The organism is Sinorhizobium fredii NGR234, assembly GCF_000018545.1.
Taxonomy (GTDB): Bacteria; Pseudomonadota; Alphaproteobacteria; order Rhizobiales; family Rhizobiaceae; genus Sinorhizobium; species Sinorhizobium fredii_A.
On sequence record NC_012587.1, the window covers coordinates 2510389 to 2532666 of the forward strand.

The following is a 22278-nucleotide window of genomic DNA, read 5'->3' on the forward strand; positions in this document are numbered from 1 at the left end:
CCTCGAGAGTGGCTCGCGCCACCCAGCTATGGCAGCCTCGCCGGCTGCCCGTTCATGATGTGGTCAATGGGAGCTGACCGGAAATCCGATCAGCCCTTGCCTTTGTTCTTGTTGTAGACGTCGAAGAACACGGCTGCGAGCAGCACGAGACCCTTGATGAGCTGCTGGTAGTCGATGCCGATGCCCATGATCGACATGCCGTTGTTCATCACGCCCATGATGAAGGCGCCAATCACCGCACCGGTGATCTTGCCGACACCGCCCGAGGCCGACGCGCCGCCAATGAAGCAGGCAGCGATGACGTCGAGCTCGAAGCCGACGCCTGCCTTCGGGGTTGCCGAGTTCAGCCGCGCCGTGATGATCATGCCGGCAAGCGCCGCGAGAACGCCCATGTTGACGAAGGCATAGAAGGTCAGCCGCTCGGTATTGATGCCGGAGAGCTTGGTGGCCTTCTCGTTGCCGCCCATGGCGTAGACCCGGCGACCGATCGTCGAGCGCGTCGTGACGAAGGTATAGGCGGCGATCAGCACGCCCATGACGATGAGCACGTTCGGCAGGCCGCGATAGGTCGAAAGCTGGAAGCCGATGAACAGGGCGACGACACCGATGACCGCCATCTGGACCGCGAAGAACACGAAAGGCTCGTTCTCGGTGCCGTGCTGGTCGTTGATGCGGCGATTGCGCAAGCCGGCATAGATCGCATAGCCGACCAGCGCCAGGACCGCCACGAGCGCCACCATGTTCTTGATGACCTCCGGGCTCGGGTTGAGGAAGTAGAGGAAATCAGGAACGAAGCCGGTCGAGAGAATCTGGAAATCCTTCGGGAACGGCCCGATCGGACGCCCGCCCAGGACGACGTAGGTCAAGCCGCGGAACACCAGCATGCCGGCGAGCGTGACGATGAAGGACGGGATCTTCTGATAGGCCACCCAGTAACCCTGCGCCGCCCCCATGATGCCGCCGACGACAAGACAGGCGGGAACGACGACGACGGCCGGCAGTCCCCATTTGACCAGCATGATCGCCGAAATTGCCCCGACAAAGGCAACGATCGAGCCGACCGACAGGTCGATGTGACCGGCCACGATGATCAGCAGCATGCCGAGCGCCATGATGACGATGAAGGAGTTCTGCAGCACCAGGTTGGTGAGGTTGACCGGCCTGAAGAGAACGCCGCTGGTGACGAACTGGAAGAACAGCATGATGATGACGAGCGCGACCAGAAGGCCGTATTCGCGGATGTTGTTCCTGAGGTAGTCCCCGATCGACGGTTTGGTGGTTTGGGTGCTCGTATCGGCGACCATTAGTGTTTCTCCCCTGAACGCATGATGGCCCGCATGATCGATTCCTGACTCGCTTCCTCCTTGGAAAGCTCTGCCACGATGCGGCCCTCGTTCATGACATAGATGCGATCGCAGGTTCCGAGCAGTTCCGGCATCTCCGACGAGATCATCAGGATGCCTTTGCCCTCGGCTGCGAGCTGGTTGATGATGGTGTAGATCTCATACTTCGCGCCGATGTCGATACCGCGGGTCGGCTCGTCGAGGATGAGAACTTCGGGATTGGTGAACAGCCACTTGGACAACACGACTTTCTGCTGGTTGCCGCCCGAAAGATTCACCGCCTCCTGATAGATCGAATGCGAACGGATGCGGAGCTTGTTGCGGTAGTCGCCCGCGACCTTCCTCTCCTGGCGTTCGTCGATGACGCCATTCGCCGCCACGGCGCTCAGATTGGCGAGCGTCGTGTTCTCCTTGATATTGTTGATCAGCACGAGGCCCAGCTGCTTGCGGTCCTCCGTAACATAGGCGAGGCCCGCCTTGATCGCCTTCGGGATCGTGCTGACGTCTACCGGTTGACCACGCATCGTCACATCGCCGGTGATCTTGTGCCCCCACGACTTGCCGAAGATGCTCATAGCCGTCTCGGTGCGGCCGGCGCCCATCAGCCCGGCAATGCCGACGACCTCGCCGGCCCGAACCTTGAAGCCGACATCGTGCAGGAACTGCCGGTCGCGGTGATGCTGGTGGAAGACGTTCCAGTTCTTCACCTCGAGCAGCGTATCGCCGATATCAGGCTCGCGCGGCGGGTAGCGGTCTTCCATCGCCCGGCCGACCATGCCCTTGATGATCCGGTCCTCGCTGATATCTTCCTTGTGACAGTCGAGCGTCTCGACCGTGCCGCCGTCGCGCAGAATGGTGATCTGGTCGGCGACTTTCTTAATCTCGTTCAGCTTGTGCGAGATGATGATCGAGGTCATGCCCTGGGTGCGGAACTCCATGAGCAGCTTCAAAAGCGCGTCGGAGTCCGTTTCGTTGAGCGAAGCGGTCGGCTCGTCGAGGATCAGCAACCGGACCTTCTTGGAAAGCGCCTTGGCGATTTCCACCAATTGCTGCTTGCCGACGCCGATGTCGGTGATCAGCGTCGCCGGGGATTCGGTGAGGCCCACCTTCTTGAGCAGCCCCTGCGTCCGGGAGAAGGTCTGCGGCCAATGAATGACGCCCTTGTCGGCGATCTCGTTGCCGAGAAAGATGTTCTCCGCAATCGACAGCAGCGGAACGAGCGCCAGTTCCTGGTGGATGATGATGATGCCGAGCTCTTCGCTGTCGGCGATCGTGCCGAAGCGACGCTCCTCGTTGTCGTAATGGATCTCGCCCTCGTAGGTGCCGGCCGGATAGACGCCGCTCAGCACCTTCATCAAGGTCGACTTGCCGGCGCCGTTTTCGCCGACCAGGGCATGGATCTCGCCTTCGCGGACCTTGAACGAGACGTTATCCAGCGCCTTGACGCCCGGGAACGTCTTCGTGATGCCCCGCATTTCAAGAATGATGTTGTCCATATTCAGCCATTCCAGCGGCAATCTGCGAGAGACTGCAGGCTTCCTCCCGCTGCATGGCCCCCGGATCGGTCGAGATCCGGGGAACCGATGAGCAGTTCAAATTATCACAGCGACAATGGTGCGTCTGCAAGATGCACCTCGCATCAGGCGATAGGGTCCGCGGTCAGCCGCGGACCCTCGAACCGGATCAGTTGTTGAGCTGGTCTTCCGTGTAGTAGCCGGAGCCGACGAGAACGTCCTTGGCATTGGTCTTGTCGACCGAGACGGGCTTCAGCAGGTAGGACGGAACGACCTTGACGCCGTTCTCATAGGTCTTGGTGTCGTTCACTTCCGGCTCCTTGCCGTCCATGATCGCGTTGACCATGCCAACGGTTACCTTGGCGAGTTCACGCGTGTCCTTGAAGACCGTCGAATACTGTTCGTCGGCAAGGATCGACTTGACCGACGGCAGTTCCGCGTCCTGACCGGTGACGACCGGCATCGGCATGTCGCCGGAGCCGTAGCCGACGCCCTTCAGAGCCGAGATGATGCCGATCGACAGGCCGTCATAGGGCGACAGAACGCCATCGACCTTGGCATCGGTGTAGGTGGACGACAGCAGGTTTTCCATGCGGGCCTGGGCAACCGCACCGTCCCAGCGCAGCGTGCCGACCTGATCCATGCCCTGCTGGCCGGACTTCACGACGATCTTGCCGCTGTCGATCAGGGGCTGCAGGACCGACATCGCACCGTCATAGAAGAAGAAGGCGTTGTTGTCGTCCGGCGAACCGCCGAACAGTTCGACGTTCTTCGGCCCGCTGGCGCTGTCGAGCTTCAGGCCCTGGACCAGCGAGGTCGCCTGCAGCACGCCGACCTGGAAGTTGTCGAAGGTCGCGTAGTAGTTGACATTGCCGGAATCGCGAATCAGGCGGTCATAGGCGATGACCTTGACGCCGGCGTCTGCGGCCTTCTGCAGGATGTCGGAGAGCGTCGTGCCGTCGATGGCGGCGATGACCAGAACCTTCGCGCCCTTCGTCACCATGTTCTCGATCTGCGCGAGCTGGTTCGGAATGTCGTCGTCGGCGAACTGCAGGTCCGGCGTGTAGCCGGCTTCCTTGAACAGCTTCTCCATGGTTTCGCCGTCGGAAATCCAGCGGGTCGACGTCTTCGTCGGCATGGAGATGCCGACCGTGCCCTTGTCCTGGGCGAATACCGGCGCAGCGAAGGCTGCGACGGACATAGCCGCGGCTGCGAGAAGCGAAGTAATCAATTTCATCAGATCTCTCCCTGAGTGTTGAAGCCGGCGGCCGGGGCCCCCGTCATATGCGCAGCGATTCACCGGCCCGGAGAGGTCGTCCCCGGCGGCGTTTCAAGATAAAGGAAGGTCCTCCCTGTCTTAGCATACTCCCGCATGCGCTGGCGCACATCGGTGGAAACTGGAATCAATTGCCATAACTGTCAAATACAATATCGCTTTGCATACATACCAGAATTGGTATACGACTGTTAAAGAGTGTGATTTATGAATCTCTTGAATAATAGGGCCCGAAAATGACCCTCGACAGCAAGCCGAGCGTCGCAACCCAGGCAGGCGACTCTTTCGATACGGGTCTCTTCCGGTCGGGATTGAAGATCAACCACCTGCGGCTCATCCTGGCGATCGACGACCATCGCCGCATCAGCGCCGCGGCCGAATCGCTCGGCGTCTCCCAGCCGGCCGCCTCGCGCATGCTCGCCGAAATCGAGGCGATCGTGAAGGCCCCGATCTGCGCGCGGGTGGCCCGCGGTGTCGAATTGACGCGGTACGGCGAAGCTCTCGCCCGACGGGCACGGACGATCTTTCTCGAACTGCGCGAGGCCGCGCGCGAACTCAGCGAGCTGAAGACGGGAAGTGGCGGCTCGGTGTCGCTCGGCTCCGTCACCGGCCCGGCCCTCAATCTCGCCGTGCCCGCCATCCGCCAGGTTTCGACGGCCTATCCCGGTATCGAGATCAACGTGCAGATCGACAACAGCAACGTCTTGACGCGCGAGCTGCTCGCCGCCCGCCACGACTTCGTGGTCGGCCGCATCCCGGACGACCTCAATCCCCGGCTGTTCAATCTGGTCGAGATCGGCTTCGAGGAGGTCTGCCTGATCGTCCGCGAGGGTCACCCGCTGCTCGATCACGCTTCGGCGAGCGCCGACGACCTGCCGGGCTTTGACTGGGTGTTTCAGCCGCCGGGCACGCTGCTGCGCCGCGCCGTCGAAGACAGCTTCATCTCTGCCGGCGTCCGGCTGCCCTCGACCGTCATCAACACGTCGTCGATCATCCTGACCCTGTCGATCGTCCGCAACACGAATGCCATCGCCCCGGTCGCCCTGGATGTCGCCCGGCTCGTCGCCGGCAATGGCACCCAGGCCGGCGAAATCCGCATCCTGCCGACTGAGTTCCCGGTCCGCATCAAGCCCTATGGGCTGATCACTGCCGAAGGCCGGGCACTCCCGCCGAGCGCAAAACTGCTCTACGACCTGATCCTCAAGCAAAGCCGGACGTGATCAGCCCCGCATAATCCTCGATGGGCAAGATCGGCCTCGGCTCGCGCGGACCTTCGGTTGCCGCACGAATCGTTGCGCGCCGCAGGTCAGGGGGACGCCGTGTTCGGCATGTCGGTGTTTCAATCGGTGCTCGAGCGCCTGAAGGCCGAGCAGATTATCGATGAAGACACGCAGCCCCGGGGGGCAGAGGCGGCGTGCGACGGCCTGCAACCGCCGATCGGCCGTTCGCAGCCTTTCGTGGTCGAGACGCCGGCACGGGCGACCGCTACCTTCGGCGCCGTCGACAGAGCCTATCGGGATTTCGCCGCCGCCGAAGCGACCCAGGAACCGCGCCTCATGCCCGACCACCTGCAACGCACGAGCCTGGCCGATGTCGCTGACGAGCTCGACCTTGGTGAAGGGGAAACCGGGCTGACGCTCGCCGCCAAGCGCCGCCGTTTTGCGGCCGCCAACCACCCCGACCGTCAGCCGCCGGAGTTCCGCGCGAACGCCACCATCCGAATGAAACTTGCCAACATGCTGATCGACGAAGCGTCGCGAAGGCTCTCGAAGAGCTAGCCGCTTTTCGTCTCGTCGCCGGCGCCAGTTCCCTTTTCGTCGACGGGCTTCGGCTTGTAGAAGATCAGCAAAGCCGCACCGGCATAGGCCGTCACGACGAGAAAGATCGTCGCCCACATCGTCTGGCCGCCATAGAACTCGACAGCCGTCCACACCGCACATAGGGCAACGATAAGCAGTCGGATCCAGAGGGGCCGATAAAAAGGGTGATCCGGATCGATGAATTTCATCATGACATTGCCTCTGCCGAAACTGCGTGCCTTCACCTCTCGTCTATCGCAAAATTCTCCGGATCGATACCGATGAATGGACATAATTGTCCGGCAATTCTCGGCACGGGAGGCGCGCCTGTAGCGGCGAGCAGCACCGCCGACACGGATCGTCGCCGGCTTGACGCCGGAACAGTAAATGGAATAAACATTCTGAAAATATAAATGCTGGCCGTTTCGTTCCGATTTCACCGACAGCTGCCACGAGGCAGGATCCAGGGGTTCGGACATGACGGCGTGAGAGCGAGGCATGGGACGCTGAAGGAACGCCCATTGCCCTCCCTTATTGATCGGTTTCGCGGACGCATCCGCCCGCAACGCCTCTGCGCGATGAGCGTCAATATCATCGCGCACCCACCCGGTCTGGAACCGGAATTCGAGAGAGACGAAGATGACAGTGAGATTTGGTCTTCTGGGCGCCGGACGCATCGGCAAGGTTCACGCGAAAGCCGTCAGCGGCAATCCGGACGCCGTCCTTGTCGCGGTCGCCGACGCCTTTCCGGCAGCCGCCGATGCGATCGCCAAAGCCTATGGCTGTGAGGTTCGCAGCATCGAGGCGATCGAGGCGGCCTCCGACATCGACGCCGTCGTCATCTGCACGCCGACCGACACGCATGCCGATCTGATCGAGCGTTTTGCCCGGGCCGGCAAGGCGATCTTCTGCGAAAAGCCGATTGATCTCGACGTCGATCGCGTCAAGGCATGCATGAAGGTCGTCTCCGAAACCGGGGCGAAGCTGATGGTCGGCTTCAACCGCCGCTTCGACCCGCATTTCATGGCGGTGCGCAAGGCGATCGCTGCCGGCACGATCGGTGACGTCGAAATGGTGACGATCACCTCGCGCGACCCGGGCGCCCCGCCGGTCGACTATATCAAGCGGTCGGGCGGCATCTTCCGTGACATGACCATCCACGATTTCGACATGGCGCGCTTCCTGCTCGGCGAAGAGCCGGTTTCGGTGACGGCGACCGCGGCCGTGCTCGTCGACAAGGCGATCGGCGAGGCCGGCGACTATGACAGCGTCTCCGTTATCCTGCAGACCGCATCCGGCAAGCAGGCGGTCATTTCCAACTCGCGTCGCACCACCTACGGCTACGATCAGCGCATCGAGGTGCACGGCTCGAAGGGCGCAGTTTCGGCCGAGAACCAGCGCCCCGTCTCGATCGAAATCGCCACCGGCGAGGGCTACACGCGCCCGCCGCTGCACGATTTCTTCATGACGCGCTACACGGAAGCCTACGCCAATGAGATCGAGAGCTTCATCGCTGCGATCGAGAAGGGCGCGGCAATCACCCCGTCCGGCAAGGATGGCCTGGCGGCGCTCGCCCTTGCCGACGCGGCCGTCCGCTCGGTCGCCGAAAAGCGCCAGATCAGCGTCGCCTGAGGTTGCAGCGATCTTGAATCACCAAGGCCGGGGCTTCCCCGGCCTTTGTCGTTTCCAAGACGGACTACGCCTCGGCGTGTTGGAGTGCCGGGGCGTCCGACAACGAGTTCGCTCCGGCACTCGGCGCAACGCCCGGCCGGCCGGTGAGGAAGCCCTGAATCTGCCGGCACCCCTCCTCGACGATGATCTGTTTCTGCCGCTCGGTTTCGACGCCCTCGGTCACGACCGGCAGGTCGAGACTGTGGCCGAGCGCGATGATCGCCCGGATGATGGCATGGGCGGCGGGATCCTTGTCGAGCGCCGCCGTGAAGCTGCAGTCGATCTTCAGCTTGTCGAACGGGAACGTCTGCAGGTTGGCAAGCGACGAATGTCCGGTGCCGAAATCGTCCATGACGATCCTCACGCCGAGCAGCCGCAGCCGGACGAGCGCCGCCAGAACGTCTTGCCTGTTGTGCATCAGCGCCGCTTCGGTGAGTTCCAGTTCCAGCCGTCGAGGCTCGAGGCCGGTGCGGCGCAGGATGCCGGCAATCTGGTCGAAAAGGCTGGGCACGAGAAACTGGACCGGCGATATGTTGACGGAAACCGGGAGCGGCTCCGTCCAGCGGACCGCTTCGGCGCAGGCCTCTTCCAGCACCCATTCGCCGATCTGGATGATCGAACCGCTTTCCTCGGCGATCGGAATGAAGATGTTCGGCCCGACGAGCCCACGCTCCGGATGTCTCCAGCGCAGCAGTGCCTCATATCCGACCACCCGATCGTCACCTACATCGACGAGCGGCTGATATTCGAGGAACAGCTGGCGCCGCAGGATCGCATGCCTGAGGTCGCTCTCCATCTGCCGGCGCGAGCGCACCGCGTCGTCCATTTCGGCGTCGAAAAAGCAGGCGATGCCCTTACCGGATTGCTTGGCCCGATAGAGCGCCGTATCGGCATTGCTGCAAAGCCGCTCGGCCGTCGTTCCGTCGCCGGGGTAGACGGCCACGCCCATGCTGACGCCGACAGCCATCGGATCGCGGTGGGTATCCATCTCCTCGGCAAAGAGCCGGAGGATGCGGTCCGACAATTGCCGCGCCGCCTCCGGCTGGGCGGCGCCGGTCTGCAGGATGGCGAATTCGTCGCCGCCCAACCGCGCGATCGTGTCGGCCTCGCCCGCGGCGGCACGGAGAATATCGGCAACCTTGCGCAGGATCCGGTCTCCTTCGCCATGACCGAAGATGTCGTTGACGGCCTTGAAGCGGTCGAGGTCGAGGCAGAAGATTGCCAGTTGTTCGTTCCGCGCGGCGGCGACCGTCAGCGCCTGGCTCATCCGCCTCTCGAAGGAACTGCGGTTGGAAAGGTCCGTCAGTGCATCGTGGTGGGCGAGATGCTCGATGGTCCTCTCGGCCTCCTTGCGGGCGCTGAGGTCGCGCACGAAGATCACGTCGGATTGCCGGCCGCGATACTCGATCGTCCGGCAAACGTGTTCGACCGGCACGAGCCGCCCGTCGGCACAGATCAGCTCGACCTCGGCGGAACCGCTCTCGATCTGGCGTTCGCGTCCCTGCGGTGACACGAAGAGTTCTTCCGGCCTCCTGCCGATGAGATCGGCGGCCTTGGCGCCGCAGAGGCCAACGAAACGTTCGTTCGCATCGATGATCCGGCCGTTGCAGACGATCACCATTCCCTCGAGCGAGGCATTGGCGAGCCCCCGGAGGTCGGTCAGGTGCCGATCGATGAAGAGCGCACCCAGGGCCGTGAGGATCAGCGTCGTCGAAGCGACGACCACGCCGCCGGCCAGCCAGACGGGATCGAAGGCATTCGTCGCCGCGACACTCGGATCCGGTACCAGCGTGATTCCGCTCATCGAGGTGAAATGCAGGACGCATATCGAAAGAACAAGCAGCAGCGTCGGGACGATCAGCTTGCGCGCGCCCCTGAGGACCTGAAAGGAATGGAGGGCGAAGGCGGCGACCAGCGGGCCGACAAGGACCGCGGCGAAGTCCATCTGCGGATCGAAATCGATTCGCCCCTGCGCCTCGACGGCGCGCATACCCGTTACATGCATGGCGGCGATGCCAAGGCCGAGGAAGATTCCGGCACCGGGGAAGGCGTAGCGAGAGGTGCCGGCAAGCGCCGTGGAAAAGGCGAGACCGGATGCAACCACCGCAACCAGCGCGGAAAACACTGTGCCCCAGACATCATAGGCGATCGGCACCCCGCCGTCATAGGCGAGCATCGCGATGAAATGCGTCGACCAGACGCCGACGCCGCAGGCAAAGGCGCAGGCCGCGGTCCAGACGTGCCGCTGCCAGCCTTGGCTGCGCTCGGCGCGCTGCAAGAGGAGCATCGTCGCCGCACTGCCTGCCAGACAGACAATCGCCGCCACGGCAACCAGGCGCCAGTCGTGGCGATCGCTTATGCACGAAATTACTGAGAACATGGCTGTCTCCCGCCTCGGGAAGCAGCTTGGCAAGCAGTCGCTAAATAACTGTAAATTGAGTTGGTACGAAAATTCGCCTCTGGAATGTTTGATGCGTGGCTCTGCGGGGTGCTCGCTCAAGCATGCCCGGCCGCAGTGATGTCGCCGTCGACGGCACTGAGAGCCCGGTCGAGATGGCCGTCGAAGACAAGCCCCTGCTCGTCGCCGACGACGGTGATCTCCGGCAGGCCTTCGACCCGCACCTGCAAGGATTGCGCAAGCCCCTCCTCCACCCCCTTGTGGAGCAGATCGAAATAGCGCGTCCCCTGGCCCGTGACGAAGATCGGCATCGGCTCATAAAGGCTGAGCAGGCGCGAAATGCCGTTGCCGAGCGCGATGCCGGCCTGGCGGAAGGCGTAGCCGGGCATGCGCTGGCCCTGCCGCGCGCCGGCGGCGATCTTGTCCATTTCGGCAAGCGGCACGAACTTCGCCGGGATCGTGTCGGACGGCACCTCGAAGGCGGCGCGCAGGATGCCGTAGAAACCGGCCGCGGCCTCGATGCAGCCATAGGAGCCGCAGCGACAGAGCCCCGCCGACGGGGCGTGCAGCATGTGGCCGAAATTCGGCGCCGAAACGTCAAGCTCGCCCGTCCGCCCCGTTCGGGCAAGACCGAGGCCGATGCTGTGGCCGAGCGAAATGGCCGCCAGCCCCTTGAAGGCGTCGCCCTTCCTTTCCGCCTTGGCGGCCAGCGCCTGGGCGACGAGCAATGTCTCGTTGCTGAGCATGATCCGGGCCCGCCAGTCCTCATCGAGCAGTTTCGCGAAATCGAGCTCTTCGCTGCCGAAGACCGGCGACCAGAGGAGCCTCGCACCGTCGCCGGCCACCAGCCCCTTGCTGCTGATCGAGACGGCCAGCACCCGTTGCTTGTCGATACGGGAGCGCTGCAGCAGGCGCTCGAGCGCCGCGACGAAGACCTGGCCGAAAGCCGCGGTGCCGCCGGTGTCGTGGCTGCGGGCCTCCTCGAAGCGGTCGAGCAGGACGCCGCCATAATCGGCCAGCGAATATTGAACGAGGTCCGAGGAGATGCGAACGACGATGACATAGCCGCAGTCCCGCCGCGGCGCGAAGAGGACGCGCGGCCGTCCCCTGCCGCCTTGAACATGCTGCTCCGTCTTGGCGATCGTCCCCGACCGCTCCAGTTCCGCCGTGATGACGGAAATGGTCGCCGAGGCGAGGCCGGTCTGCTCGGCGATTTCCGTGTGCGAGAGCGCGCCCTTTCGCCGAAGCGCCGAAAGCACCAGCGCACTGTTTTGCTGACGCACGACTTCGGTGCTGGTCTTGGTCAGCATCGCACGTTCCCGGCCTTGGCGGATTGTTCGCTCACGTACTCTCTCAAAGCATTTGCCGCATGGCGAAACAAGACGGGACAGGCCTTGTTGACAGCCTTCTAAAACTCTGACATTTATTTTCTCGACTGTCGAGAAAAAAGCCCTGCAGGTGCGGCGGCGATGTTTGCGGCAGCAATTCACGGGCTCGTTGGGGATGCGTGCGGGAGGTTCGTACGCGCGGTGAGCCACTTGGGAGGATAAAATGAAATCCGTTTTGAAGCTGATGGCAGGGGCTGCCATCATCGCGTCCATGCATTCCGCAGCGGTCGCCAAGGACCTCGTCATCGGCGTTTCCTGGTCGAACTTCCAGGAAGAGCGCTGGAAGACCGACGAGGCGGCCATCAAGGCAGCGCTCGAGGCCTCCGGCGACAAATATATTTCCGCTGACGCGCAGTCCTCTGCCGCCAAGCAGCTCACCGACATCGAATCGCTGATCGCCCAGGGCGCCAATGCGCTGATCGTGCTTGCGCAGGACTCCGACGCGATTGCCCCGGCGATCGAAAAGGCCACCGCCGAGGGCATCCCGGTCGTCGGCTACGACCGCCTGATCGAGAACCCGGCCGCCTTCTACATCACCTTCGACAACAAGGAAGTGGGCCGCCTGCAGGCCCGTGAAGTGTTCAAGGCGAAGCCGGAAGGCAATTTCGTCTTCATCAAGGGCTCCTCCTCCGACCCGAACGCCGACTTCCTGTTCGCCGGCCAGATGGAAGTGCTGAAGGAAGCGGTCGACGCCGGCAAGGTCAAGAATGTCGGTGAGGCCTATACGGACGGCTGGAAGCCGGAAAACGCCCAGAAGAACATGGAGCAGTTCCTGACCGCCAACGACAACAAGGTCGATGCGGTCGTCGCCTCGAACGACGGTACCGCCGGCGGCGCGATCGCGGCGCTTTCGGCCCAGGGCCTTGCCGGCTCGGTTCCGGTCTCCGGCCAGGATGGCGACCATGCGGCGTTGAACCGCGTGGCGCTCGGCACGCAGACCGTCTCCGTCTGGAAGGACGCCCGCGACCTCGGCAAGAATGCGGCCGAAATCGCCGCGCTGCTCGCCGGCGGCAAGACCATGGATCAGATCGAAGGCGTCGAGACCTTCAACGGCGGCCCGAAGGGCGTCGCCATGAAGTCGGTCTTCCTGACGCCGGTGGCGATCACCAGGGACAATCTGAATGTCGTCATCGACGCCGGCTGGATCTCCAAGGACGCCGCCTGCCAGGGCGTGGCTGCCGGCTCCGTCGCCGCCTGCAAGTGACGGACGGGCTTTTGCATTGACCTCGAACGCCGCAACGTCACCCGTTGCGGCGTTTGCATGAGGTCGGAACGGTTCCGCGCGCGGGTGGTATGATTGCGGCGACGCCTCGTGAGCGACCGGTAACACCTACAGCGCCGTGCGTCTTTTCAGACGCACAAAAGGTCGCTGTAGCACTTTGAATTGCGGCATGTTTTTGTCCTTGATCGCGTACGATTCAAGGAAACATGCAGAAAATCAGTGGGGGACGGCGGCTATGGCCGATACGACAACACATACCGCACCTTTCAATCGCGCCCGCAGCGCGGAGGAAAGCCCGGTGAAGCGCTTCTTCCGCGCCACCGAAATCGACACGCGCCTGCTCGGCATGGTCGGGGCGATGCTGATCATCTGGATCGGCTTCCATCTCCTGTCCGGCGGCCTGTTCCTGACGGCGCGCAACCTCTGGAACCTGTCGGTGCAGACCGCCTCGATCGCCGTCATGGCGACCGGGATGGTGCTGGTCATCGTCACCCGCAACATCGACCTCTCGGTCGGTTCGATTCTCGGCTTCGTCGGCATGATCATGGGCGTGCTGCAGGCGGAGCTGCTGCCGCAGTTGCTCGGCTTCAACCACCCGGCCACCTGGATCATCACGCTGCTGGCGGGCCTGTTGCTCGGCGCCGGCATCGGCGCGCTCCACGGGGTGATCATCGCCTTCCTGAACGTGCCGTCCTTCATCGTCACGCTCGGCGGACTGCTCGTCTGGCGCGGCGCCACCTGGTTCGTGACGAGCGGCCGCACCGTCGCACCGATGGACTCGACCTTCCGCCTGATGGGCGGCGGCACCGAGGGATCGATCGGCGCGACGGCGAGCTGGATCGTCGGGCTCATCGCCTGCGTCGCGATCGTCGCCAGCATCATCCATTCGCGCAAGCAGCGCAAACGCTTCGGCTTTCCGCGCCGCCCGATCTGGGCCGAGTATTTCCTGTCGTCGGTCGGTTGCGCCCTCGTGCTCGGCGCCGTGGCGATCGCCAACTATTATCCCTGGCCGACCAACATCGCCCGCAAATACGCCGAGGCCAACGGCATCGCCTGGCCGGAGGGCGGCCTGTTCATCGCCCACGGCATCGCCATTCCGGTGCTGATCGCCATCCTGATCGGCATCATCATGACCTTCATCGCCACGCGCCTCCGCTTCGGCCGCTACGTCTTCGCGCTCGGCGGCAACCCGGAAGCGGCCGAGCTTGCCGGCATCAAGACGCGCTGGGTCACCGTGCGGATATTCGCGCTGATGGGCATGCTCTGCGCCGTCGCCGCGGCGATCTCGACGGCCCGCCTCAATGCGGCAACCAACGCCCAGGGCGAGCTCGACGAGCTCTACACGATCGCCGCGGCCGTCATCGGCGGCACCTCGCTTGCCGGCGGCATGGGAACCATCGCCGGCGCCATGCTCGGCGCGCTCGTCATGCAATCGCTGCAGTCGGGCATGGTGCTGCTCGGCATCGATAGCCCGCTGCAGCGCATCGTCGTCGGCATGGTGCTCGTCACCGCCGTCTGGCTCGACACCGTCTACCGCGCCCGCGCCAAGTAATCAGGAGTTCGAACGATGACTGAACAACGCACTCCGCTGGTGGAAATGAAGAACATTTCCATCTCCTTCGGCGGCATCCACGCGGTCGACAATGCCTCCGTCGATCTCTACCCCGGCGAGGTCGTGGCTCTTCTCGGCCACAACGGCGCCGGCAAGTCGACGCTGATCAAGATCCTCTCCGGCGCTTACCGGCGCGATGCCGGCGAGATCCTGATCAATGGCGAGGCGGCCGACATCAACAATCCGCGCGACGCCAAGAAATACGGCATCGAGACGATCTACCAGACGCTCGCCGTCGCCGACAACGTCGACGCCGCCGCCAACCTCTATCTCGGCCGGGAACTCCGCACCCCCTGGGGCACGCTCGACGACGTGGCGATGGAGGCGAAGGCCCGCGAGGTGATGGGCCGGCTCAATCCCAACTTCCAGCGCTTCAAGGAGCCGGTGAAGGCGCTCTCCGGCGGCCAGCGCCAATCGGTGGCGATCGCCCGCGCCATCCTCTTCAACGCCCGCATCCTGATCATGGACGAGCCGACGGCCGCGCTCGGGCCGCAGGAGACCGCCCAGGTCGGCGAGCTCATCAAGCAGTTGAAGCGCGAGGGCATCGGCATCTTCCTGATCAGCCACGACATCCACGACGTCTTCGACCTCGCCGACCGCGTCTCGGTGATGAAGAACGGCCAGGTCGTCGGCCACGCCCGCACCGACGACGTCACCAAGGACGAGGTGCTCGGCATGATCATCATGGGCAAGGTGCCGGCCAAGGCCATCCCCGGCCCCGGCGCGATGCAGATGGCTTGAGGCCCAAATGGCTTGAGGCAGGCCGGTCGACCAAGGCCTGAAGCGCCCCCGAACACCGCTGCAGCGCCGGTCGACCAATCCGCTCAAGCCTGAATGCCGCATCCCCCGGGGTGCGGCATTTTTCTTGGGCCGGCTGCGCAGCGAAAACGATGCGCCGCGACCACAGCCCGCCAGCGGAAAGCGCGTTTCCCCCACAATCTCTTGCAATTGACCATTGAAGCGGCACGCAAGCTAGGCTAAGAACCGCTCACAGCCTGCTTCGGCGGCCTTGGCCGCCCAACGGATGCACCCGTAGCTCAGCTGGATAGAGTGTTGGATTCCGATTCCAAAGGTCACAGGTTCGAATCCTGTCGGGTGCGCCATTTCGCATTTTTCTGCGTCACCGCATAAAGCGGACTGAGTGAGTGGATACCGCTATACGCGGACTCTGAACCAATAAGTGTGGACTCGTAAAATCTCGCGAGGGCAAGTGGACAGCCTTCTCGTCGAGCGGAGCTCGCCGACCATTCGCATCCACTGTCCGCTACGAAGAAAATGTCTCGAAGACGTTCAGGAGTAACATCTCGATGTGGCTTGCCACCATGTTTGGGCCGGTCTTCAGACTGTTGGGATGCCCGCATCCGTTTCGGAGTTTGAGGGCCTTCTGTAGTTCTTCCTTGACGTTCTTGCCGATGACGCCGATCGGAACGAGCCGCTCGAGAAAGTCGGACTCTCCCATGCGTGAAAGACCGTCTGCATTCACAGCGTCCTTCCATTTCACGTTGACAGCTTTCGCTTCCTTGTTGAACGCCAGCAGGTGGTGGGTTGCGATCTCATGATAAAGGACATCCACGGCCGCGATCCAGGACATCACGATAGCTGACCGATGCAGACCCGCTTCGTAGCAGTTGATGGCCTCTTCGACGAAGGCCCTTGTGGTCGCGTTTTTGATCTTGTCGAGATGCCCTCTAAGATCAACCGCGATCCGGACGGCCGCAGAATTGGCGAGCCCCACGCCCATCGCCTGAAGGTGGGCCTTGCCTGACTGGGAGAGCTCCCATCCGGCTGGCAATCGCAGCGCCATGCCTCCGCTCTTTCCGAGAATGTCCGACAGGTTCCATTTCTTAGGGATGCGAAATCCGGCTTGGATGGCGCGGTCTCGGATGTCATCCAGCTTCGCCGGCTCGTCGAATGCTCCGAGTATGAGGAGCAGCTTCTCCCGACTGCTCAGGTCGCGATGAAGCCATTCCTTCAGTACCGTCACATCAAGCAAGCTGAGCTTCCAACTCTGTAAACGCGTCGATATTCAACGAATAGACGCCGTCACTGATCTGGTTAAATTTCGATCCGATCAACGTGCCGAGCGCCTTGGTCAGATTGCCGGACATGGATTCCTTGTAATGCATGGTGGCCTTCTTCATCGTGTCGAGAAGTTCACCGCGGGTGAAGGTTTCCTTACCCTCGAAGATTTGCAATGTTGCGGCTGCCGCCAGAGCTACCTCGCTTCCACTTTTTGCTTTGAGCTTGGATGCGACGCTATTGATGTGAAGCTTCTGCGAATAACCGTTCGATCTGGGTACCGGTTGCTCATGATGAGGCGTATGGCTCCCCTCTCCACCCTCGGCGAGTACCGGAACCTTGAAGAGCGTCTCTATGTGTGAAAAGAGCTCCTTAATGTCTGCGACGCCGAGTTCAGTCTCTCCTTCGTACTCGAACTCCACCGGCCCAGCCTTGATCCGAATCTTTGCGGTCATCCCAACCTCCCAAACTGTTAAAGTGGAATGACGTGACGAGTCCTTAATCGCTGTCAAGTTGTGGCCGTCATACTGGGCGACTGTCGAGGCAGTTGTGCAGATCTTTTACTGGGTCGTTGTGGAATGATGCAAACATTTCGACCCTGTGCCTTTACCACCTTCTCCTGCACCTCGGGTCGCGTTATTCTGAAGCAATAAAACCCGGGCCAGTTTGGGAAAGTTGGTCTCCCTCGTACCAGCACTTTTCCTGCCCCCCATTGCAGTCATCCTCTTACTCACCCGAGGCAATCATGACCGCGTTCAATGTCGTTCGATTCAAGGTAAAGGCCGGCATGGAGGACATCTTCCTCGATGCGCACCGCAACATCGCGGCGGCCTGGCCCGGCATGCGTCACGCCAATATCGTCAAGACCGGCGAAGGCCGCTACTGCATCATCGTCGAGTGGGAGAGCATGGAGGCGCTGGCCGCGGCGCGGCCCCAGATGATTGCCACGCTCGACAGCTTCCGCGAGGCGCTCGAGGACCTGGGTGGCGGGTTGGGCGTGACCGATCCGGTGGCGGGATCGGTTGTCCTCTCGTTGAAATAGAAATCGCGCAAGCTCGTTCAGCGCCGCCCGTGTCCAGCGCCTTCGCAGGATAGGCGATCGGAACGCATCAACTCTTGAACAAGACGTGCGCCGGCACGGGATGGTCGATGCCCTTGAGCGTGAAGCTTCGCGTTTGCGTGCCGGCCATCAGGTCCGGCGCCTGCACCGCTGCCTCGACCGAGACCAATATCTCGCCTGCGGCCGCCTGGGATTCAAGCCTTGCGGCCAGATTGACCGCACTGCCGATCGCCGTGAAGTCGCTGCGGAAGGTCGAGAACTCGCCGATCTCCACCTGACCGGTATGAACCCCGACGCCGACGCCGAGCGCCTCGAGCGAAGGCCCATCAAGGCGCAAATCCAGGCTCGCAAGGGCCGAAGTGCAGGATCGCTGGATGTCGAGTGCAGCCGCGAGCGCCGCGTCGACATGATGCTTGATCTTTATCGGGAAGTTGAAGATCGCCATCAGGCCGTCGCCCATCTGCTTGTTGACGATCCCGTCGTGAGCCCAGACCGCCTGGGCGCATCGGTCCTGGAAGGCGCTGACGATTTCACTCAGGAGGACCGGGTCCATCCTCTCCGAGAGGAGCGTGAAACCGCGAATGTCGGCAAACAGGATCGTTGCGGTGTCAGAGATATGGCGCTGCTTCTTGACGTATCGAAAGGAGCGCTCGCAGATCGTGCAGATGTTCGGGTTCATCTTGCTCCGGGTGATGCCGAAGGCGCGAAACGGAAGCGCCAGCGGACCCCGGATCGGGATAGGCACGTGCATCTGGTCCCAGCAGCCACGGCAGATGCGAGCGGTCGAATCCATCTGAACGGTCCTCCTGGTTTTCGGTCGTTCCGGCTACAGCGCCGTGCCGTCTTTTCAAGCACCACTGTACACGAGAGAAACGTATTGCGCTTCGTCGGTTGCGGTACGGCAGGTCTTCTCCTCCATTCCTGCGCTCGTCACAGTTGCCAGCCAGCCCAAATCCTTGGCTGAAAAGACTCTTACCGATGCTCCTCCAGCCACCGCTTCAGCGCCATCGCATTGTTGTGACTCTCGTCGCGCGCCGCATAGAGCAGCGTCACCGGCCCTTTCTTGAGAAATCCGCGCAGTTCTTTCACTGCCGCCTGCGGCCCCTCGCCTTCCAGTTCCGCCGCATAGGCCTCGCAGAACGCCTGCCAATCCTCCGGCTTGCCATGGAAGCGCTTGCGCAACGCGTCGCTCGGCGCGATGTCCTTCAGCCAGAGGTCGATCCGCGCCTTGTCCTTGGCGATGCCGCGCGGCCACAGGCGGTCGACGAGAATGCGCGTTCCGTCCGAGGCTTCCGGGGCCTCATAGACGCGTTTCAGCTTGAGTGATGCCATCCGATCCCCGCAAGGAAGTCCCGTCCGGTCGTCACCGCCCGGCAACAGGCGAACGTAGCGAAGCTTCGCTAATTGTGGAAGTACGCCTGGATCTCCTCGGGCGTCGCCTTGCCGTCGCGGTTGACGTCCACCTTGTCGAAGATCCGCTTATGGATGGTGCTGATCTCCTCGAAGGACAGCGCGCCGTCGTTGTCCGCATCGGTGATGGCGAACATGATCTTCATCATCTGCCGGTGCATCATCCCTCCCCGCATCCTGTGGCCGTACCGCATCCGGTCGCGCATGCGCTCGCCGCGCCGGCCATCGCGCATTTCGTCGTTGCCCTGCATATCCGGCTGATCCGCCTGCGCGTCCTGGTCCTGATCGGGCATTTGCCCGGCCGGCGGCATCGGTGCGGGCGTCTGCGCGGCAGCAAAGCCCGACGGGCTGACGATCATCAGCACCGCAAGGGCGGCCACGGTTGGCAATCTCATCGGTGACATGGGATTTCCTCCTTCCGTTCGATCCAGATCTAACTGGGCGGGCGTGCCGATTCGGGGCCGGTGGCGGCGGTCTCTCTGACAGCCCGCCAGGCGGCGACGATGGCGTCTGCCGCCATCTTCCCGGCCTCGTCATCGATCAACCACGAGATGACCGAAACACGCATCACTTTTCGCCCGTGCCAGGTCGCGCCGCCGGCGAAGCAGACGCCGTCGGCCTGCAGCCTTTCGATCGTCTGTTGCGTCAGCCGGTCGGCTTGCTCGCCCGGCCGGCCCTCACCGAAGCGGACCATGAACTGGTTGAGCACGACGTCGTTCAGAACGGCGATGCCGTCTTCGCCGCTCAGCCGCTCGGCCATCTGGCCGGCAACCCGGCAATGCCGCTCGACCATGGTGGCGATGCCCTGGCGGCCGAGATGCTTGATCATCGCCCAGGTGGCAAAGCCGCGGGCGCGGCGCGACAGCTCCGGCACGAAATGGCTGGGGTCCCGCTCGCCCTCAAAGCTCGGTGGCAGATAGCTCGCGGCGATCGTCATCGCCCGGCGATGGGCCTCCTCGTCGCGGACGATGGCGTAGCCGCAATCATAGGGCGTCTGCAGCCATTTGTGGCCATCGGTCGCCCAGGAATCGGCCCCATCGACCGCTTCGGCCAGCGCCCGCTTCTCCGGGGTGGCACGCGCCCAGAGGCCGAAGGCGCCGTCGACATGGACCCAGGCGCCGATCCGCCGGGCGACCGGAATGAGCGCGGCGAAATCGTCGAACGCGCCGGTATTGATCTGCCCGGCCTGCAGGATGACGATCGACGGGCCGGAAATCTTGGCCGCCTCTTCGGCGAAGGCCGGTGCGCTGATCCGGCCGATGGCGTCGGTCCTGATCCGAACGAGGCGGTCATGCCCGAGGCCGAGAAATTGCAGCGCCGAAAAGACTGTCGCATGCGCGTCGTCGCCGATCAGCACGGTGACCGGCGGCGCGCCGAAAAGACCCTGCGCCTCGACATCCCAGCCGACACGCCTCAGCACCGCGCCGCGCGCCGCGGCGAGACAAACGAAGTTCGCCACCGTCGCCCCGGTGACGAAACCGACGGAACTTGCCCGCGGCAGATCGAGTAGATCGAGCAGCCAGTCGGCTGCAACTGCTTCCGCCGCAGCGGCCGCCGGCGTCGCGTGGTGGTTGCCGGCATTCTGCCCCCAGGCGCTGGTCATCCAGTCTGCCGCAACGCCGACCGGGTGCGAACCGCCGATCACCCAGCCGAAAAACCGCGATCCGGTCATGGCGTGAAGCCCGGGCTCCGCCTTGACGGCAAGATCGTCGATCACCTCGCCACCGGATGTCCCCTCCTCCGGAACCGGCTCGCGGAACACCGCCAGCGAGCCGAGATAGGAGACATCGGGCCTTTGGTGGCGATCGGAAATAGTGTCGCGGAACCGTGCGGCATGTTCTGCCGCGCGGCGAAAAAGGCCACCGACCGATCCGTTATCCATGCGGCGCCTCTCCTCCCGTTCGGGTCACGCCCGCCGATGGAGCGTCGACCCCGCTCATGCCGCGCCGCGCAGCCCGGCCGGGCGGACGTTCTGGTTCATCCGGAACAGGTTCTGCGGATCGTAGCGGCCCTTGACTTCGAGAAGACGCCCGTAGTTGCCGCCATAGGCGGCCTCGACCCGGTCGCCCTCGTCCTCGGGCATGAAGTTGATATAGGCGGTGCCGGCGGCATGGGGCTTGGCCGCCTCGAAGAGCCGCCGTGCCCATTCGATGCAGGCCCGGTCCATCTGCGGTTCGCGCCAGCGGGCGTGGACATTCATGACGAAATGCGAACTGCGCTGTGGGAAGGCGGTCTCCTCCGCGGCGACCCGGCCGGCGGCACCGCCGACATGGCCGACGAAGATCTCGCATTCCGGCCCGGGCAATTGCCGGATGGCGTCGGTGAGGATGCCGATCGTCAGATCCGAAAGCTCCATGAAGTCATGGCTCTTCCAGTAGTTGCGGGCGCCCGGCGCCAGCAGCGGGTCGAAGGCCTGCTGCCAGGCGACAAAGGGCGCGGGGCCGACGACATCGGCGATCGGCTTGCCGATCCCGCGCAAGCCCGCCGTGGCCTTCTGACCGGCCTCGACATCGCCGCAGTAGCACATCGCCAGCGCAAGGATTTCCTTGCCGTGCCATTCCTCCGGCAGGAACGGCAGTGGCGGCGCCTGCCGCATGACCGTCCAGCAGGTGAGCTCGTCCGGCGCATTTTCGAGGGCCTGCCGGTACTGCCGGAGGACGTTTTCCGCATCGGCAAAGGGATGCACCACAAGGCCTGCGAGCACCTCGGGACCTAGCTCGTGGAGCTGGAACTCGAAGGCCGTGACGACGCCGAAGTTGCCGCCGCCGCCCCGGAGCGCCCAGAACAGGTCGCGATGCTCCGTCGGGCTGGCGCGCACCAGCTCGCCATTTGCCGTCACCACGTCGGCCGAGAGCAGGTTGTCGATCGTCAGTCCGAATTTGCGCGTGGTCCAGCCGAAGCCGCCGCCGAGCGTCAGGCCGGCAATGCCGGTGGTCGAGTTGATACCGGTCGGCAGCACGAGCCGGAAGGCCTGGGTTTCCTTGTCGACATCGGCAAGCGTGGCACCCGGCTCAGCCCAGGCCCGCTTTGTCGTCTGGTCGACCCGTACCGATTTCATCGGCGAGAGATCGATCATCAGCCCGCCGTCGCAGACCGCATTGCCGGCGATATTGTGCCCGCCGCCGCGCACCGCAACGAGCAACTGGTTCTCCGCCGCGAACCGTACCGCGTTGATGACGTCGGAGGCGCCGGCTGCCCTGACGATCAGGCCGGGCCGGCGGTCGACCATCGCGTTCCAGATGGTGCGCGCCTCGTCATAGGCCGGGTCGCGCGCGTCCAGCACCCGGCCGCGCAGCCGCCCCGCAAGGGCCTCGATGGCCGCGGCGCTGATCGTTGTCTTTCCTGCTTGCAGATTGGTGAGGCTCATATCGTTCATGATTCGATCCTCCCTCGGTGAACCATGCCCCAGCGCGCGGCATTCTGCGCCTTTGCCGGCCCCCCGGCAAGCGACGCCGCCCACCGCGGCCGGTACTCATTTCGGGTTAGCCGGCAGACCTTGCGAAGCCGGCATCGGCACCGCGATTGTTGCAATCGCGCCGAAAATGCTCCAATGAACCGCCGGAGCG

The 22278-nt window shown here is 63.4% G+C and carries 20 protein-coding genes and 1 tRNA gene; 8 read left to right on the forward strand and 13 right to left on the reverse strand.

Features of this window, described 5'->3' with window-relative positions; translation table 11 throughout:
* Positions 1–89: 89 nt before the first annotated feature.
* The 3 genes from mmsB to chvE form a co-directional block, all read right to left on the reverse strand.
* Positions 90–1304 carry a multiple monosaccharide ABC transporter permease gene (gene mmsB / locus NGR_RS23215; RefSeq protein ID WP_012708929.1) on the reverse strand — a complete coding sequence of 405 codons (1215 nt, stop codon included), beginning with the start codon at positions 1302–1304 and terminating at the stop codon, positions 90–92.
* On the reverse strand, positions 1304–2839 hold the full coding sequence (mmsA, locus tag NGR_RS23220) for a multiple monosaccharide ABC transporter ATP-binding protein (RefSeq protein ID WP_012708930.1): 1536 nt from the start codon (positions 2837–2839) through the stop codon (positions 1304–1306). The genes mmsB and mmsA overlap by 1 nt, the downstream gene beginning before the upstream one ends.
* A gap of 187 nt (positions 2840–3026) precedes the next feature.
* Positions 3027–4094 (reverse strand): multiple monosaccharide ABC transporter substrate-binding protein, encoded by a 1068-nt coding sequence (gene chvE, locus NGR_RS23225; protein WP_012708931.1) that lies wholly within the window; start codon positions 4092–4094, stop codon positions 3027–3029.
* 275 nt (positions 4095–4369) lie between these two features.
* On the opposite strand from chvE, the gene NGR_RS23230 reads away from it, so the two are divergent.
* Positions 4370–5353: a LysR family transcriptional regulator gene (locus tag NGR_RS23230; protein ID WP_012708932.1), complete on the forward strand. Its 984-nt coding sequence runs from the start codon at positions 4370–4372 to the stop codon at positions 5351–5353.
* A gap of 99 nt (positions 5354–5452) precedes the next feature.
* On the forward strand, positions 5453–5911 hold the full coding sequence (locus NGR_RS23235) for a hypothetical protein (RefSeq protein ID WP_012708933.1): 459 nt from the start codon (positions 5453–5455) through the stop codon (positions 5909–5911).
* Here NGR_RS23235 and NGR_RS23240 read toward each other — a convergent pair.
* Positions 5908–6144: a hypothetical protein gene (locus NGR_RS23240; RefSeq protein WP_012708934.1), complete on the reverse strand. Its 237-nt coding sequence runs from the start codon at positions 6142–6144 to the stop codon at positions 5908–5910. The genes NGR_RS23235 and NGR_RS23240 overlap by 4 nt on opposite strands.
* A gap of 427 nt (positions 6145–6571) precedes the next feature.
* Here NGR_RS23240 and iolG point away from each other — a divergent pair, with 427 nt between their 5' ends.
* On the forward strand, positions 6572–7564 hold the full coding sequence (iolG, locus tag NGR_RS23245) for an inositol 2-dehydrogenase (RefSeq protein ID WP_012708935.1): 993 nt from the start codon (positions 6572–6574) through the stop codon (positions 7562–7564).
* Positions 7565–7628: 64 nt separating this feature from the next.
* Here the strand turns inward: iolG and NGR_RS23250 are convergent, their stop codons facing one another.
* Together NGR_RS23250 and NGR_RS23255 are read right to left on the reverse strand one after the other, a co-directional pair.
* Entirely contained in the window at positions 7629–9983 is a 2355-nt protein-coding gene (locus tag NGR_RS23250; RefSeq protein WP_012708936.1) for a bifunctional diguanylate cyclase/phosphodiesterase, read from the reverse strand.
* Positions 9984–10099: 116 nt separating this feature from the next.
* On the reverse strand, positions 10100–11311 hold the full coding sequence (locus tag NGR_RS23255) for an ROK family transcriptional regulator (RefSeq protein WP_164924438.1): 1212 nt from the start codon (positions 11309–11311) through the stop codon (positions 10100–10102).
* A 241-nt stretch (positions 11312–11552) separates the two neighbouring features.
* Between NGR_RS23255 and xylF the strand changes: the two genes are divergently transcribed.
* From xylF to NGR_RS23275, 4 genes are all read left to right on the forward strand, one after another.
* On the forward strand, positions 11553–12593 hold the full coding sequence (gene xylF, locus NGR_RS23260) for a D-xylose ABC transporter substrate-binding protein (RefSeq protein WP_012708938.1): 1041 nt from the start codon (positions 11553–11555) through the stop codon (positions 12591–12593).
* A gap of 253 nt (positions 12594–12846) precedes the next feature.
* Positions 12847–14163, forward strand: a complete 1317-nt coding sequence (locus NGR_RS23265; RefSeq protein WP_012708939.1) for a sugar ABC transporter permease — start codon at positions 12847–12849, stop codon at positions 14161–14163.
* Positions 14164–14178: 15 nt separating this feature from the next.
* Positions 14179–14964, forward strand: a complete 786-nt coding sequence (locus tag NGR_RS23270) for an ATP-binding cassette domain-containing protein (RefSeq protein WP_012708940.1) — start codon at positions 14179–14181, stop codon at positions 14962–14964.
* Between the two features lie 285 nt (positions 14965–15249).
* Positions 15250–15326, forward strand: a tRNA-Arg gene (locus NGR_RS23275).
* A 161-nt stretch (positions 15327–15487) separates the two neighbouring features.
* On the opposite strand, the gene NGR_RS23280 is transcribed toward NGR_RS23275, so the two are convergent.
* Together NGR_RS23280 and NGR_RS23285 are read right to left on the reverse strand one after the other, a co-directional pair.
* A complete protein-coding gene (locus NGR_RS23280; protein ID WP_240545212.1) occupies positions 15488–16207 on the reverse strand; it encodes a hypothetical protein in 720 nt (239 codons plus the stop codon).
* Between the two features lies 1 nt (position 16208).
* A complete protein-coding gene (locus tag NGR_RS23285) occupies positions 16209–16697 on the reverse strand; it encodes a hypothetical protein (RefSeq protein ID WP_012708942.1) in 489 nt (162 codons plus the stop codon).
* A gap of 290 nt (positions 16698–16987) precedes the next feature.
* Between NGR_RS23285 and NGR_RS23290 the strand changes: the two genes are divergently transcribed.
* A complete protein-coding gene (locus tag NGR_RS23290) occupies positions 16988–17284 on the forward strand; it encodes an antibiotic biosynthesis monooxygenase family protein (RefSeq protein ID WP_012708943.1) in 297 nt (98 codons plus the stop codon).
* 67 nt (positions 17285–17351) lie between these two features.
* Here the strand turns inward: NGR_RS23290 and NGR_RS23295 are convergent, their stop codons facing one another.
* From NGR_RS23295 to NGR_RS23315, 5 genes are all read right to left on the reverse strand, one after another.
* Entirely contained in the window at positions 17352–18095 is a 744-nt protein-coding gene (locus NGR_RS23295; protein ID WP_012708944.1) for an adenylate/guanylate cyclase domain-containing protein, read from the reverse strand.
* Between the two features lie 179 nt (positions 18096–18274).
* Positions 18275–18634, reverse strand: a complete 360-nt coding sequence (locus NGR_RS23300; protein WP_012708945.1) for a DUF488 domain-containing protein — start codon at positions 18632–18634, stop codon at positions 18275–18277.
* 68 nt (positions 18635–18702) lie between these two features.
* The gene (locus NGR_RS23305; protein ID WP_012708946.1) at positions 18703–19116 is read right to left on the reverse strand and encodes an EF-hand domain-containing protein; all 414 of its coding nucleotides are present in this window, start codon (positions 19114–19116) and stop codon (positions 18703–18705) included.
* A gap of 29 nt (positions 19117–19145) precedes the next feature.
* Entirely contained in the window at positions 19146–20594 is a 1449-nt protein-coding gene (locus tag NGR_RS23310) for a pyridoxal phosphate-dependent decarboxylase family protein (RefSeq protein ID WP_012708947.1), read from the reverse strand.
* A 54-nt stretch (positions 20595–20648) separates the two neighbouring features.
* Positions 20649–22088 (reverse strand): FAD-binding oxidoreductase, encoded by a 1440-nt coding sequence (locus NGR_RS23315; RefSeq protein WP_012708948.1) that lies wholly within the window; start codon positions 22086–22088, stop codon positions 20649–20651.
* Positions 22089–22278 lie beyond the last annotated feature (190 nt).